We start from the raw sequence: 15,133 nt of genomic DNA on the forward strand, positions 1-15,133 counted from the left end.
ACCCCTGATTTTTTTAATTTTAATATGATTTAACAATTCCAAGTAGAATGGCACCAACAACAAAGAGAATTGTTCCGATCGTAATCCATTGAAGCTCTTTTTTAGTTTTCTTTTCTCCAAGAAAGAGAATACCGGCTACAATAGAAATAACGGCACCTAGTTGAGAAAAACTAAAAGCAATGGCAAGCCCAGCCTTAGCAGCAGCAAGAAGCATAAAAATGTTCCCTGTTCCCCAAAGAAGACCGACAAGAGAATTTTTCAAAACAACTGGTTCAAAATTAATATTACCTTTCATAAAGAGAACAGCTCCTAAGAACATTCCAACGGCCATTGGTAAAAGAACAGATAGGGCGTCAAACTTCATAATGTTATTAAATAGAACCGCATACGAAACATAACCAATGGTTGAATAGGTTAGAGCACGAAATCCTCTTGGGAAATCTCTACTTTCTAAAATATCACTTTGTCCTTGATTATCTTGTTTACTTGAAAAATAAAAACCTACTAGCAAAATAATAAGAGCCGCTAAACCCAGAATAAACTGGATGGGCTTCGTCCATTCATTAAAAACTAAAACACCAACTAAACTACCGACAACTAGCTGTGACCCACTTGATAGAGGTTGAGCTACTGAAACTCCCATATATTTCATGGCGTGAAATTGACCATTTTGTCCGGCTGACCAGAGTAGGCCTCCAATGATTCCGACAATCCAGAGTGTCCATGTCATTTCTGGTCTGACAATAACCCAAGAAACAAGGGCAAATAAAAGTGCCCCAATGGTTAACCCTAATGTTTGTTGATTTGCTGTCCCGCCAATCTTATTTGATGTAAATCCAATCAATCCCCACGCAAACATGGGAACTAAAGCAAAAATAATACCTTCCACAATAAATCCTTTCTTAAAAACAATCTTTTAGTTTGACCAAACTGGTATCCTAAATGTTTTATCGTATGATTCTATTTTATACAAATAGTAACTAGAATACTTTAATAAAGTTTATTCTCATTGTCAATGATTTTATTTATTTCTAATATCAAAACATTTCTTATTTTTTAAAATCAATATAAAAAGAGAATCCATAGACTCTCTTGATGAATGATTAATGAACTGAATAGTTAGGAGCTTCGTTTGTAATTTGAACATCATGTGGGTGACTTTCTTTGAGACCAGCACCTGACATTTCGATAAATTGAGCATTATCACGAAGGTCTTGAAGATTTGCAGCACCAACATAACCCATACCTGAACGAATACCTCCAAGCATTTGGAAGACAATATCAGCTGCAGAGCCCTTGTAGGCAACACGTCCTTCGATACCTTCTGGAACAAGTTTATTGGCTTCATTAACAGCTCCTTGGAAATAACGATCACTTGATCCTTTTTTCATGGCTGCAATTGAACCCATACCACGATAGGATTTGTATTTACGACCTTGGAAAATTTCTGTTTCACCCGGTGCCTCATCTGTACCTGCAAACATCGAGCCAAGCATAACTGCATTTCCACCAGCTGCAAGAGCTTTGACGATGTCACCTGAATACTTAATACCACCATCAGCAATAATTGTTTTACCATACTCACGCGCAACACTCGCTGCATCATAGATAGCCGTAATTTGAGGAACACCGACACCTGCAACCACACGAGTTGTACAGATTGAACCTGGTCCGATACCAACTTTAACCACGTCAACACCTGCATCATAAAGAGCGCGAGCTCCTTCCGCTGTCGCAATGTTCCCTGCAATCAAAGTTTTATTTGGGAAGTGAGCGCGAATTTCAGCGATTTTACGAAGAACACCCGCAGAGTGCCCGTGAGCTGTATCAATAACAATAGCATCGGCACCTGCTTCAAAGAGAGCCTCTGCACGTTCAAAAGTATCTGAAGTCACGCCTACAGCACCCGCAACCAAAAGGCGACCAAATTCATCTTTTGCAGCATTAGGGAATTCAATAACTTTTTCAATATCTTTGATTGTGATCAGTCNTGAAAGACGCCCCTGCTCATCAACAAGTGGTAATTTTTCAATACGATGTTCATGGAGAATGCGCTCTGCCGTATCCAAATCAGTACCCACTTCTGCGGTAATAAGGTTCTCACTTGTCATATGATCTGAAATGTAAGAATCATAATCTGAGATAAAACGCATGTCACGGTTCGTAATAATACCAACTAATTTACGGTTATCCATTGAATCTACAATCGGAACCCCACTAATATGGTAGCGTTGCATAAGGTCTTCTGCTTCGTGAACCTTTTGATTTGGAGTTAAGAAGAAAGGATCAATAATAACACCATTTTCAGAACGTTTAACTTTTCTAATTTCTTCTGCCTGTGCTTGAACAGACATGTTTTTATGAACAACACCAAGCCCACCAGCACGTGCAATGGCAATAGCCATCTTGCTGTCTGTGACAGTATCCATAGCTGCTGTAATAATAGGAACATTCAACGTCAAATTATGAGCTAATTTTGTCTGCAAGTTTACCTCGTTTGGTAAGACATGACTCTCTGCTGGAATAAGTAGGACATCATCAAATGTAAAGCCCTTTTTCAAAAATTTAGATTCCCAATTTGACATGAAACATTCTCCTTTTACACTTTGTAATTAAATTTTATTTTTATTATCATATCACGCTAAAATATTTTGTCAACCTGAAAAAACTAGAAATGGTTATCCTAGTTTCAGAACGTAGACAAATCCCTGAAAATTTGATACCTCAGGAAATCTTGCAAAAAGACGGATAATAACGACACTCCCACAAACGCTATTATTGTCAAATGAATTAACTTTCAGAACAAGGAAATGAGACGCGGACAGTAATTGATACGCTTCGAAAATCAAAAGCAGTCCTTGTTGACTTGATTTGATGAAGACAGTTCTATCTGCTATCTGTGTCGCCTAGTCTGTTTTTGATTTTCATTGAGTCTGAGTAGGCCAAGTCGAAAATGACGATACATCAAAATTAATTCAAAAGACTATATTTCAATGCTTTCGGGAGTTTTTCTAACTACAAAGAAAAAAGCTTGAAGAAAAACGTCCAAAATGGACTTGCTCTTCAAGCTAAAACTAGGAAATGAACAACCTAGTTTTATATTATCACTTATCGTTTTGAAAAAAAGAAGGGCGGCGTGTAATGGCTTAATTTTTCAAAGCATTTTTGCGCTTCATCATTATTTTCACAAATGATTAAGCAAGTGTCATCACCACAAACGGTCGCTAAAATCTCTGGTAGTAAAATTGAATCTAAAATGGAACCAAAAGATTGACCCAAGCCAGGCAAAGTCTTTAAAACAACTTGATTTTGCACCGGAAAAAGCATAACTAAAGCATCTTCCATATAAAATCGTAACCGCTTCTCCCATCTATCTTGCGAGATACTATGAATCTCATAGTAAGTTTCTGAATCATCCGCATTACCATCGCTTATTTTAACAAGATTCAATTCTTTCATATCACGAGATAGGGTTGCCTGAGTGACTGATATTCCATTTTTTTCAAGTAACTGACCTAATTCATGCTGAGTATGAATTTTGGTCTCAGCAATTAAGGAACGAATTAATTGGTGCCTTGTTTCTTTTTTATTCATATAAAATCCTTATTCGATGAATTTTTTAAAATATTGCTTATCGTTGTAAAAAAGCTTTTTATGATTTAACTCAATAATCTCTTCCTGACGCAATTCCTTTAGTACATGGCTAACTGTTTCACGAGTCGTAGCACTCATATTAGCAATGTCAATCGTTGTAATTGGAAAAGGGAGGCACCCTTCTTCAGTAGTAACTTCCAAAAGTAGCGTTGCTAAAGTCTGAACGACACGCATCCTTGCACTTGACGTTACCATGTTGCGTAATTTTATTTCATGGACATTTAATAACTTAGAGTATTTTCGGCAGAGATGCTTCATTTGATTGACATTTTGAAGGGCATGCTTCTCATAAAGATCCATCGGAAGTCTAAAATAGCTAATATCGGTAACTGCGACTGCAGAGAAGTGGTAAGCCTCATCTAAAAATAGACCACCATAGGGAAAGACTGTGTCCTGTCTAACGTAATCTGTATAGATGAACGATCCTGACACATCGGCTTGCTCGATTTTAACATACCCCGATTGAATCAAGAATAATTTGTCTCTGTGATCATCTTCAAAAAAAAGGGTGTGATTTTTAAGTGCCTTGCGATACTGAATCTTGCTAACAATATCATCAAATTGCTCAATCGTTAAATATTTAAAATCATTTAACTGCCTCAGGTAAAAATACTGTTCTTTTGAAATCATCTTATTTGTACTCTCTCTGCTTCTCTAATTACACTGAAACACATAGTGTTTATGTCATTTTCTAAATTAAGTTCTTAATAGCACAATATAACGCTTTCATTATACCAAAGAAAACATTTAATGAACAGATTTTATTCTTTTTTGACATCATTTAAAAAAAATGTTATTATTCTAAAAAATTAAACAAATCAATAGGAGAACATTATGGGAGCATTTATCGTTGATTCTTCATACTGGGAACTCTTCCCTGATTCTAAAATTGGGGTTTTGCTGATTAAAGATTATCAAATGAAGGAAGAGTTAGCAGGTGAGCTAGAGGATCTTTTAGAGCTTAGTAACCAGAAAGCTAAAAATCATTTGCAAGAAGAACAATTCAGCCAAAACGACGTTGTCCAAACTTACCGTAAAGCTTTCCAAAAATTTAAAACAAAAAAAGGAGCCAGATCTAGTATTGAAGCCCTATTGAAACGTGTTGATTCTGGTAAACCCGTATCGACCATCAATCCATTAGTTGATATTTATAATTCAGCCAGTCTAAGATACGCTTTACCAGTTGGGGCTGAAGATATTGATACCTTCCAAGGAGACTTAAAACTCACTATTACTGATGGTGGAGATGAATTTTATTTAATTGGTGACGATGAAAACAAACCTACTTTAGCTGGTGAACTAGCCTACATCGATGATGCTGGAGCCGTTTGTCGCTGCTTCAACTGGCGCGATGGTGAAAGAACTATGATTACCGATAACACCAAAAATGCCTTTTTAGTCATTGAACTAGTAGATAACACTAAAGAAGATAGTCTCAGGGAAGCTCTTAACTTTTTAGAAGAAAAAGCTAACTACTTCCTATCTGCCAAAACACATCAGGTTATCCTAGATAAGGATTCTACACAGCTTGATTTAGATTAATGGCTACTTTGTTTAAAATGAAGAATCACAATACCGTGATTCTTCATTTTTTTTAGATTAATAATTTATCGTTTTTTATCAAAAAAAGCAACAAAATGAATAGAAATCGCTTACATTTTTATAAAGTTTCATTTTCATCCTAAAAAACGTGATGATTTGGACATTTCAACTGTGAATTACTTTATTTTTTTCCCTGAAAAAAATGTAAAATATGAATTGTAAGCGCAACCAAAAAAGAGATAACTAATTTACTATCTCGATATTTTGAAAGGAGATTTTTATGACTCAATCTAACCCAATTCATGTTTTCTCAGAAATTGGAAAACTGAAAAAAGTGATGTTGCATCGTCCTGGTAAAGAAATTGAAAACTTAATGCCGGACTACTTGGAAAGACTTCTCTTCGATGATATTCCTTTCCTAGAAGATGCCCAAAAAGAGCACGATGCTTTTGCAGATGCTTTACGAAATGAGGGCGTTGAAGTTCTTTACCTAGAAGAACTTGCTGCTGAATCTTTGACAAGTCCAGAAATACGAGAACAATTTATTAGAGAATACCTAGACGAAGCGAATATTCGTGGACGTGAAACCAAAAAAGCTATCTACAACTTATTGGATGCTATCAGCGATAATAAGGAACTTATCGAAAAAACCATGGCTGGGGTTCAAAAATCAGAACTTCCTGAAATTCCAGCAGAAGCTAAAGGATTGACTGACTTGGTTGAATCAGATTATCCATTCGCTATTGACCCAATGCCTAACCTTTACTTTACACGTGATCCATTTGCAACAATGGGTAATGGTGTCTCCCTTAACCATATGTTCTCAGAAACGCGCAATCGTGAAACAATCTATGGTAAATATATCTTTACCTATCATCCAACTTATGCTGGTAAGGTTCCTATGGTTTACGACCGCGATGAAACAACTCGTATTGAAGGTGGAGATGAGTTAGTTCTTTCTAAAGATGTACTCGCTGTTGGTATCTCTCAACGTACCGATGCTGCTTCTATTGAAAAATTATTGGTCAATATCTTTAAAGAAAACCTTGGCTTCAAGAAAGTGTTAGCCTTTGAATTTGCTAATAATCGTAAGTTCATGCATCTTGACACAGTCTTTACAATGGTTGACTACGATAAATTCACCATCCACCCAGAAATTGAAGGTGATCTCCGAGTTTACTCAGTCACTTACGAAGATGAAGCTCTTAAAATCGTTGAAGAAAAAGGCGATTTAGCTGAACTTTTAGCTGAAAACCTTGGTGTTGAAAGCGTTGAGTTGATTCGTTGTGGTGGTGACAACTTAGTTGCTGCAGGACGTGAGCAATGGAATGATGGTTCAAACACATTGACAATTGCACCAGGTGTAGTCGTCGTTTACAACCGAAACACCATTACCAACGCTATTCTAGAATCAAAAGGTTTGAAATTAATTAAAGTTCACGGAAGTGAATTGGTTCGCGGTCGTGGTGGACCTCGTTGTATGTCAATGCCATTTGAACGCGAAGACCTATAAAAACGATGCAGGTAATAGTGAGTCAGTTACCTTACCAAAGAGCTGCAAGTTTATACATTCGATTTTGCGTGTTTGTTATTGAACGAAATATCAAAATGGAAGAAGAATTTGATGAGAATGATGAACAAGGTACAGTCTATGCCGTCCTTTATGATGGTAAGAAGCCTATTTCAACAGGACGTTTTCTTCCAGAAACTCAGAAAAAAGCCCGTTTAACTCGAATTGCTACCTTAAAAGATTATCGTGGTAAGGGATATGGAACAAAAATTATTACAGCACTCGAAAATTATGCAAAGGAAAATGGCTATCAACAGCTAGTCATTCACGCTGAATTAACAGCTAAATTATTCTACCAAAGGCTTGGTTACAAAGCTTTTGGGGATAGTTATATCGAAGACGGGGAAGCCTGTCAATCACTAGAAAAACGGTTAACCTAAAGGAGAATTATATTTATGACACAAGTATTTCAAGGACGTAGTTTTTTAGCAGAAAAAGATTTTACTCGTCAAGAATTTGAATATCTAATTGATTTTGCTGCTCACTTAAAAGACCTCAAAAAACGTGGTGTTCCTCATCACTATCTTGAAGGTAAAAATATCGCACTCTTATTTGAAAAAACATCTACACGTACACGCGCTGCTTTCACAACAGCTGCCATTGATCTCGGAGCACATCCTGAATATCTTGGAGCTAATGATATTCAACTTGGTAAAAAAGAATCCACCGAAGATACAGCTAAGGTATTAGGTCGTATGTTTGATGGTATTGAATTCCGTGGATTTAGTCAAGATATGGTTGAAGAATTGGCTGAATTCTCAGGCGTTCCAGTATGGAATGGGCTTACAGATGCATGGCACCCAACTCAAATGCTTGCTGACTACCTAACTGTCAAAGAAAACTTTGGTAAATTAGAAGGTTTAACCTTGGTATACTGTGGTGATGGCCGTAACAACGTTGCTAACTCACTATTAGTAGCTGGTACTTTGATGGGCGTTAACGTTCACATCTTCTCTCCAAAAGAACTCTTCCCAGCTGAAGATATTGTTAAATTAGCTGAAGGCTACGCGAAAGAATCTGGTGCACATGTTCTTGTGACAGATAATGCGGACAAAGCTGTTAAAGGTGCCGATGTTCTTTATACTGACGTTTGGGTATCAATGGGAGAAGAAGACAAGTTTAAAGAACGTGTTGAAATGTTGAAACCATATCAAGTGAATATGGAGCTCATTAAGAAAGCAGAAAATGAAGATCTTATCTTCTTGCACTGCCTACCAGCATTCCATGATACAAACACTGTTTATGGTAAGGACGTTGCTGAAAAATTCGGTGTTGAAGAAATGGAAGTTACCGATGAAGTCTTCCGTAGTAAATACGCACGTCATTTTGACCAAGCTGAAAACCGTATGCACACTATCAAGGCTGTTATGGCAGCAACACTTGGAAATCTATTTATTCCAAAAGTTTAAAGTGAACTGGTCACAGTATTAATTTAGTAACTGGTCGTTCTGGCTCTGGCGAAAATAACCAGAACTAGGACGACCTTTTTAGATTTATCTTAGAGGAAACTATTATGACAGAACAAGCTAAACGGAAATTTAAAATTCCTTCTTCCTATACTGTTCTCTTTATTATCATTGCTATTATGGCAGTTTTAACCTGGTTTATTCCAGCAGGTTCTTACGATACCAGCAAATCTGGCACTGTTATTTCAGGGACATATAAAACTGTACAATCCAATCCTCAAGGTATCTTTGATATCCTAATGGCTCCTGTACGTGGAATGTTAGGTATCGAGGGGACAGATGGAGCCATTCAGGTATCATTTTTCATCCTTATGGTTGGTGGGTTCCTTGGAGTTGTTAATAAAACGGGCGCACTTGATACAGGGATTGCATCTGTTGTCAAGAAGAATAAAGGACGCGAAAAACTATTAATTTTCATCTTAATGCCTTTATTTGCACTAGGAGGAACAACTTATGGTATGGGTGAAGAAACCATGGCTTTCTACCCTCTACTCATTCCAGTAATGATGGCGGTTGGCTTTGACAGTATTGTGGCGGTAGCTATCATTTTGATTGGTTCACAGATTGGTTGTTTAGCCTCTACCATTAATCCATTTGCTACCGGAGTGGCATCAGATGCAGCAGGTATCAGCCTTGCTGATGGTATTATTTGGCGTGTTATTCAATGGATTGTTTTAGTCGGCATGTCCACTTGGTTTGTTTACAACTACGCTACTAAAATTGAAAAAGATCCTAAGAAATCTCTTGTTGCTGATAAAGCAGAAGAACATAAAGAATTCTTTAAACTGCAACATACCGGTGAAGAGTTAACGAAACGTCAAAGTAAGGTTCTTGTTATCTTTGCATTAACCTTCATTATAATGATTCTAAGCCTTATTCCTTGGGAAGATTTTAATATCAAGCTATTTTCAAATATCAATACCTTTTTAACAGAACTTCCTGGTATCGGTACCGTGTTAGGCAAAACAATGGGAGCATTTGGTACTTGGTACTTCCCAGAAATTACAATGCTCTTTATTATGATGGCCGTCCTTGTAGCCTTTGTCTTTAAAATGTCAGAAGACGATTTCTTCTCATCATTTTTATCAGGGGCAGGTGAATTTCTAGGTGTAGCTATCATTTGCGCCGTTGCGCGTGGTATTCAAGTTATTATGAATAGTGGTATGATTACTGCTACCATCCTTCACTGGGGTGAAACTGGGCTTTCTGGGCTTTCTTCACAAGTATTCATTGTATTAGCCTATATTTTCTACCTTCCAATGTCATTTTTAATCCCATCAACCTCAGGTCTAGCTGGAGCTACTATGGGGATTATGGCACCTCTTGGGCAATTTTCAAACGTCCCTTCACATTTGGTTATTACTGCCTTTCAATCCGCATCAGGTGTTCTAAATATGATTTCCCCAACGTCTGCTATTGTTATGGGAGCACTTGCTCTAGGACGTATTGACTTGACAACTTGGTGGAAATTTGTTGCTAAATTTATTGTTGTAGTTATGATAACAAGTGTATTATTGCTTGTTGTAGCGACATTCTTTGTTTAGCAAGGAGGTAGCTGAAAAATGAAACATTTCATCACTAAAAAGCATCATGAAGAATTTCTAGAAGCCACTAAAACCATTGTTGCTTATCCATCTGTCTTAAAAGAAGGTGAAAATGGCACCCCTTTCGGACAAGCAATCCAAGACGTGTTAGAAAAAACTTTGGACATTTGCCAAAAAATAGGCTTTGAAACCTATATCGATCCAGAAGGCTACTATGGATACGCTGATATTGGACAAGGCAGCGAAACCTTAGCAATCTTGTGTCACTTGGACGTTGTTCCAGAAGGAGATGTCCATTTATGGAATACCAATCCCTTTGAATGCGTTGAAAAAGACGGTAAACTTTATGGTCGCGGTACCCAAGATGATAAAGGTCCATCAATGATGGCACTTTATGCCACTAAAGCACTGCTAGATGCTAATGTCGAGCTTAATAAAAAAATAAGGTTCATTTTTGGAACCGATGAAGAAACCTTATGGCGCTGTATGAATCGGTATAATGCCATCGAAGAAAAAGCAACTTTTGGCTTTGCACCAGATTCCAGCTTCCCGTTAACTTATGCTGAAAAAGGTCTATTACAAGCTAAATTACACGGTCAAGGAAGCCCTAAAATCGCTCTAGATGCTGGACAAGCCTATAATGTAGTTCCTGCTAAAGCCAGCTATACCGGTGAAAATCTAGATGAACTTGCACAGGAATTAGATAAACTTAACTTTAACTATCAGCTAAACGAGCAGCAGTTGACTGTTTATGGACTTGCTCAACATGCTAAAGATGCTCCTAAAGGAATTAATGCTATCGTAAGACTTGCTAAGGCACTGACAACCCTTAATGAACATCCAACGCTAGATTTCTTAGCAAAAATGGTTGATGAAGATGGACGTGGCCTCAACATTTTCGGCGACATTCAAGATCGTCCTTCAGGAATTTTGTCATTCAATGCTGCCGGATTAACCATCACACCAGAATCCTCAGAAATTCGTCTAGATATTCGTATTCCAGTATTAGCAGATAAAGATGACATCGTAAAAAAACTAAAAGACGTTGCCAGTGACTATCAACTTACCTATGAAGAATATGATTATTTAGCACCTCTCTACGTTCCCTTAGAAAGTGAGGTCGTAGATACCCTACTCTCTGTCTATCGTGAAAAAACTGGTGACATGCAGGAAGCCAAATCATCCGGCGGTGCAACGTTTGCTAGAACAATGGAGAATTGTGTTGCTTTCGGCGCACTCTTTCCGCATGCTGAACAAACAGAACATCAAGAAAATGAGTGTATTGTAATAGAGGATGCCTTTAAAGCTATGGACATCTATGCTGAAGCAATCTATCGTTTAACAAGATAATAGTAAAGAAGGAGAAAATAAGATGAAAAAACAAAAAATTGTCGTAGCACTTGGAGGAAACGCTATTTTGTCAACGGATGCTTCGGCAAAAGCGCAACAAGAAGCACTGATTAGTACGTCGAAGTCTTTAATCAAATTAGTAAAAGAAGGACATGATGTCATCGTCACCCATGGTAATGGTCCTCAAGTTGGTAATTTATTATTACAACAAGCTGCCATTGATTCTGAAAAAAATCCTGCCATGCCACTTGATACTTGTGTTGCTATGACAGAAGGAAGTATTGGTTTTTGGCTTCAAAATGCTCTTGATAATGAACTCAAAGAGCAAGGGATAGACAAAGAAGTTGCTACAGTTATTACACAAGTTGTTGTTGATCCTAAAGATAAGGCTTTTACAAATCCAACTAAGCCAATTGGTCCATTTTTAACGAAAGAAGAAGCTGATAAACAAGCTGAAGAAAGCGGTGCTAAATTTAAAGAAGATGCCGGTCGTGGTTGGCGCAAAGTTGTTCCTTCACCAAAACCAGTTGCTATCAAAGAAATCAAAACGATTCAAACTCTCCTTGAAGCAGGACAAATTGTTATTGCAGCTGGTGGAGGCGGCATTCCAGTTGTTCAAGAAGAAAATGGCTTCTTAAAAGGAGTTGAAGCTGTTATTGATAAAGATTTTGCTTCTCAAACATTAGCCGAACTCGTTGATGCTGACTTATTTATCGTTTTGACAGGAGTTGATTACGTCTTTATCAACTTTAATAAACCAAATCAAGAAAAGCTAGAGAAAGTATCTGTTGCAGAATTAGAGAACTATATCAAAGAAGAGCAATTTGCAGCAGGATCGATGTTACCAAAAGTAGAAGCTGCTATGGCTTTTGTTAATAATAAACCAGACTCTAAAGCTGCGATTACTTCTTTAGAAAATTTAGGTGAGCTTATTGATAGTGAGAGTGGAACAATCATTGTAGCAAAATAATAGCGTAATTGGACAACGTTCCATTTCAAGTTAGAAGAAACGAAGCCCCTCAAATCATTAAAAATAGTGATTAGCTGATTTTTCAGAGCCTTATCTAATGGTGATAGATAAGGCTCTCTTTAGTCTAATCAACAACTAGATGATTTGTATCTCATTGCTGGTGCACCTTTTCTTTTTATGATTTATAGTCAAATCAATTAACTTTCAGAACAAGGAACAGAAAAGACGCAAACAGTACTTGATACTCAATGAAAATCCAAAGCAGACTAGGCAACGCCGATACAGATAGAAAAGTCAACAAGGTCTGGTTTGGATTTTCGAAGAGTATGAATACGGCAAGTCGAAAGTGACGATATATTAAAGTTAATTCAACAGACTATCCATGATAATTCTAGTCTAACAACCATAGCGGTTTCAATTTAAACCTCTTAATTGTATAATACAAAAAGAACAGTAAATTAATGATTCACTTATAAAAAGAAAACAACACTTGATAAACTAACTTACAGAAAGGATTACCTATGGAAATCAATGCTTTTGGAGTTGAAGAATGGCTCAACAAATGGGAAAATGAGGCTATCTATGATATTGCAGGAAGTTCCATTGCATCAATGACCTTAGAAGACATCCTCAATTTAGAGCCATCCATTCGAAACAAACTAGTTGAGACACTATGCCATAAGACCATGAACTATGGTTGGATTGAGGGATCCCCTGAATTTAAAGAAGAGGTCTCAAAACTCTATCAAACAGTCAAACCAAGTCAAATACTCCAAACCAACGGAGCTACTGGAGCCAACTTTTTAGCCCTATACAGCTTAATAGAAGCAGGCGACCATGTCATTTCTCTCTATCCAAGCTACCAACAACTCTATGATATTCCTCGCTCATTTGGAGCTGATGTCTCCCTTTGGCATATTCATGAAAAAGATAATTGGCTTCCCTCCCTAAATGAGTTGCGCAAACTAGTACGTCCTAATACCAAAATGATTTGTATTAATAATGCTAATAATCCTACAGGGACTATCATGGATCAGGCTTTCTTAGAAGAACTTATTAGCATTGCTGACGAAATAGGCGCCTATATCTTATCTGACGAAGTTTATCAACCTTTAGAAGATGATTTTAGTATTCCTGCCATTGTGGATCTCTACGACAAGGGAATTTCAACCAACAGCCTATCTAAAACCTACTCCGTGCCCGGTGTGCGAGTGGGATGGGTTGCCTCAAATAATCAAATTGCCGATCACTTTCGCAAGTATCGCGACTACACCATGATCTGTGCAGGTGTCTTTGATGATATTATAGCAACACATGTCCTTCACCATAAAGACACCGTTTTAAAGCGCAACAAAGAGATTGTTCATCGTAATCTGTCCCTTGTTAACGATTGGATTAACAAGGAGCCACGTGTTTCTCTGATACCTCCACGTCATGTATCCACATCCTTTATCAAGTTAGACATCCCTGAAGATACTGAAAACTTCTGTATCCGATTATTAAAAGAAAAAGGTGTTCTGCTAGTTCCCGGAAACCGTTTTGATATGCCTGGCTATGCCAGATTGGGTTACTGTACGCATACAGAAATTCTGCAAGAAGGATTGAAAAGGTTATCAGAATTCTTAAAAGAATTTGACTAAGCTCTATAAATCCTATCACCAAATAACTAATAACTCCCCAAAAATAAAGACGAGTTTCACATGGAAACTCGTCTTTATGCTGAAACAGTGGGCTAATCTTTAAAAATAAGCGATTCCCATAGCGTCCTTCACCTCAGCTAGTGTCTGACTAGCCACTTCTCGTGCTTTATCACTACCATCTTTTAGCATTCTAAAAACTTCGCCCATATCTTTAGCATATTCTAAGCGACGGCTTCGTATCGGTGCTAATTCACGCTCTAAAATCTCAAGAAGATAGCGCTTAGTTTTGACATCTCCAAGTCCACCACGTTGGTAATGCTCTTTCATAGATGCAATATCGGCTTGATCTGCTTCACGACCAAAAATATCCAAATAATGGAAAACCATATTTCCTTCAATTTGACCTGGATCTTCCACACGAATGTGATTTGGATCTGTGTACATGCTCATGACTTTTTTACGCACAGTATCCATATCGTCAGAAAGGTAGATACCGTTACCTAAGGATTTAGACATTTTAGCATTGCCATCAAGACCTGGCAAACGACCTGCCGCCTCATTAGCTGGATACATTCCTTCAGGTTCTACTAAAACATCGGTGTGATAAGTATGATTAAAACTACGAACAATTTCACGTGTCTGCTCAATCATTGGTTTTTGATCATTTCCGACAGGCACCAAATTAGCTTTAAAAGCAGTAATATCTGCAGCTTGAGAAATAGGATACACCAAAAAACCTGATGGGATGGACTCTCCAAAGCCTTTTTGAGCAATTTCTGTTTTAACAGTTGGATTACGTTCTAAGCGTGCTAAAGAAACCAAGTTCATGTAATACATGGTTAGCTCAGCTAATTCAGGTATCTGGCTTTGGATAAAAATAGTTGATTTTTCTGGATGTAAGCCAGCAGATAGATAATCAAGAGCAACATTACCAATAGACTCTTTAATAATAGCTGATTCTTTGGCATGATCTGTTAACGCTTGTTGATCTGCTAAAAAAACGAACATATCATAGCGATTCTCATTTTGTAAAATCACTCGATTTTTAAGTGACCCCACATAATGCCCTAGATGTAACTTTCCTGTAGGGCGATCTCCTGTTAAAATAATTGGTCTACTCATTCATTTCTCCTTTAAAGTCAAAATCTTACCTAATAACAATTTTCAAGTTTCAACAAACAACTTACAGTACAGCAGTGGTTGATTGTTGATATAAACTATCCTCTACTTTTAAAGTAAGTCAAAGAAAAAGCCCACACAGTTCAACTAGGTAAGGGCATTCCTTTTAAGAAGCAGTATCAGCTCAATTAAAAAAAGAAAAGACCTGCTATCTTTTTATGATTATACTAATAGTTGCTTAATGACCTAAAGTTTCATGTGAAACACCAACTCACATC

13 protein-coding genes are annotated in these 15,133 nt (G+C 37.4%); 8 read left to right on the forward strand and 5 right to left on the reverse strand.

Annotated features, from left to right (window positions below; translation table 11 throughout):
- Positions 1–19: 19 nt before the first annotated feature.
- The 4 genes from A3IA_RS0111355 to A3IA_RS0111370 form a co-directional block, all read right to left on the reverse strand.
- The gene (locus tag A3IA_RS0111355; RefSeq protein ID WP_018381441.1) at positions 20–889 is read right to left on the reverse strand and encodes a GRP family sugar transporter; all 870 of its coding nucleotides are present in this window, start codon (positions 887–889) and stop codon (positions 20–22) included.
- 214 nt (positions 890–1,103) lie between these two features.
- Positions 1,104–2,585, reverse strand: coding sequence for an IMP dehydrogenase (guaB, locus tag A3IA_RS0111360; RefSeq protein WP_018381442.1), 1,482 nt, complete (start codon positions 2,583–2,585; stop codon positions 1,104–1,106).
- A gap of 523 nt (positions 2,586–3,108) precedes the next feature.
- Positions 3,109–3,594: an arginine repressor gene (locus A3IA_RS0111365; RefSeq protein ID WP_018381443.1), complete on the reverse strand. Its 486-nt coding sequence runs from the start codon at positions 3,592–3,594 to the stop codon at positions 3,109–3,111.
- A gap of 9 nt (positions 3,595–3,603) precedes the next feature.
- Entirely contained in the window at positions 3,604–4,284 is a 681-nt protein-coding gene (locus A3IA_RS0111370) for a Crp/Fnr family transcriptional regulator (RefSeq protein WP_018381444.1), read from the reverse strand.
- Positions 4,285–4,488: 204 nt separating this feature from the next.
- On the opposite strand from A3IA_RS0111370, the gene A3IA_RS0111375 reads away from it, so the two are divergent.
- The 8 genes from A3IA_RS0111375 to A3IA_RS0111410 all read left to right on the forward strand — a co-directional run bounded on the left by A3IA_RS0111375 (position 4,489) and on the right by A3IA_RS0111410 (position 13,736).
- Positions 4,489–5,196: a B3/B4 domain-containing protein gene (locus tag A3IA_RS0111375; protein ID WP_018381445.1), complete on the forward strand. Its 708-nt coding sequence runs from the start codon at positions 4,489–4,491 to the stop codon at positions 5,194–5,196.
- Positions 5,197–5,476: 280 nt separating this feature from the next.
- Positions 5,477–6,709 (forward strand): arginine deiminase, encoded by a 1,233-nt coding sequence (gene arcA / locus A3IA_RS0111380; RefSeq protein ID WP_018381446.1) that lies wholly within the window; start codon positions 5,477–5,479, stop codon positions 6,707–6,709.
- Positions 6,710–6,714: 5 nt separating this feature from the next.
- Positions 6,715–7,146 (forward strand): GNAT family N-acetyltransferase, encoded by a 432-nt coding sequence (locus tag A3IA_RS0111385; protein WP_026217689.1) that lies wholly within the window; start codon positions 6,715–6,717, stop codon positions 7,144–7,146.
- Positions 7,147–7,161: 15 nt separating this feature from the next.
- Positions 7,162–8,175 carry an ornithine carbamoyltransferase gene (argF, locus tag A3IA_RS0111390; protein WP_018381448.1) on the forward strand — a complete coding sequence of 338 codons (1,014 nt, stop codon included), beginning with the start codon at positions 7,162–7,164 and terminating at the stop codon, positions 8,173–8,175.
- A gap of 104 nt (positions 8,176–8,279) precedes the next feature.
- Positions 8,280–9,776 carry a YfcC family protein gene (locus A3IA_RS0111395; RefSeq protein WP_018381449.1) on the forward strand — a complete coding sequence of 499 codons (1,497 nt, stop codon included), beginning with the start codon at positions 8,280–8,282 and terminating at the stop codon, positions 9,774–9,776.
- An 18-nt stretch (positions 9,777–9,794) separates the two neighbouring features.
- Positions 9,795–11,126: a dipeptidase gene (locus A3IA_RS0111400; protein ID WP_018381450.1), complete on the forward strand. Its 1,332-nt coding sequence runs from the start codon at positions 9,795–9,797 to the stop codon at positions 11,124–11,126.
- Between the two features lie 22 nt (positions 11,127–11,148).
- Complete coding sequence (arcC, locus tag A3IA_RS0111405; protein WP_018381451.1) at positions 11,149–12,096, forward strand: carbamate kinase; 948 nt, start codon at positions 11,149–11,151, stop codon at positions 12,094–12,096.
- A gap of 521 nt (positions 12,097–12,617) precedes the next feature.
- A complete protein-coding gene (locus tag A3IA_RS0111410; RefSeq protein WP_018381452.1) occupies positions 12,618–13,736 on the forward strand; it encodes an aminotransferase in 1,119 nt (372 codons plus the stop codon).
- Between the two features lie 99 nt (positions 13,737–13,835).
- On the opposite strand, the gene trpS is transcribed toward A3IA_RS0111410, so the two are convergent.
- Complete coding sequence (gene trpS / locus A3IA_RS0111415; protein WP_018381453.1) at positions 13,836–14,858, reverse strand: tryptophan--tRNA ligase; 1,023 nt, start codon at positions 14,856–14,858, stop codon at positions 13,836–13,838.
- Positions 14,859–15,133 lie beyond the last annotated feature (275 nt).

Source organism: Streptococcus thoraltensis DSM 12221 (assembly GCF_000380145.1).
Classification (GTDB): Bacteria; Bacillota; Bacilli; order Lactobacillales; family Streptococcaceae; genus Streptococcus; species Streptococcus thoraltensis.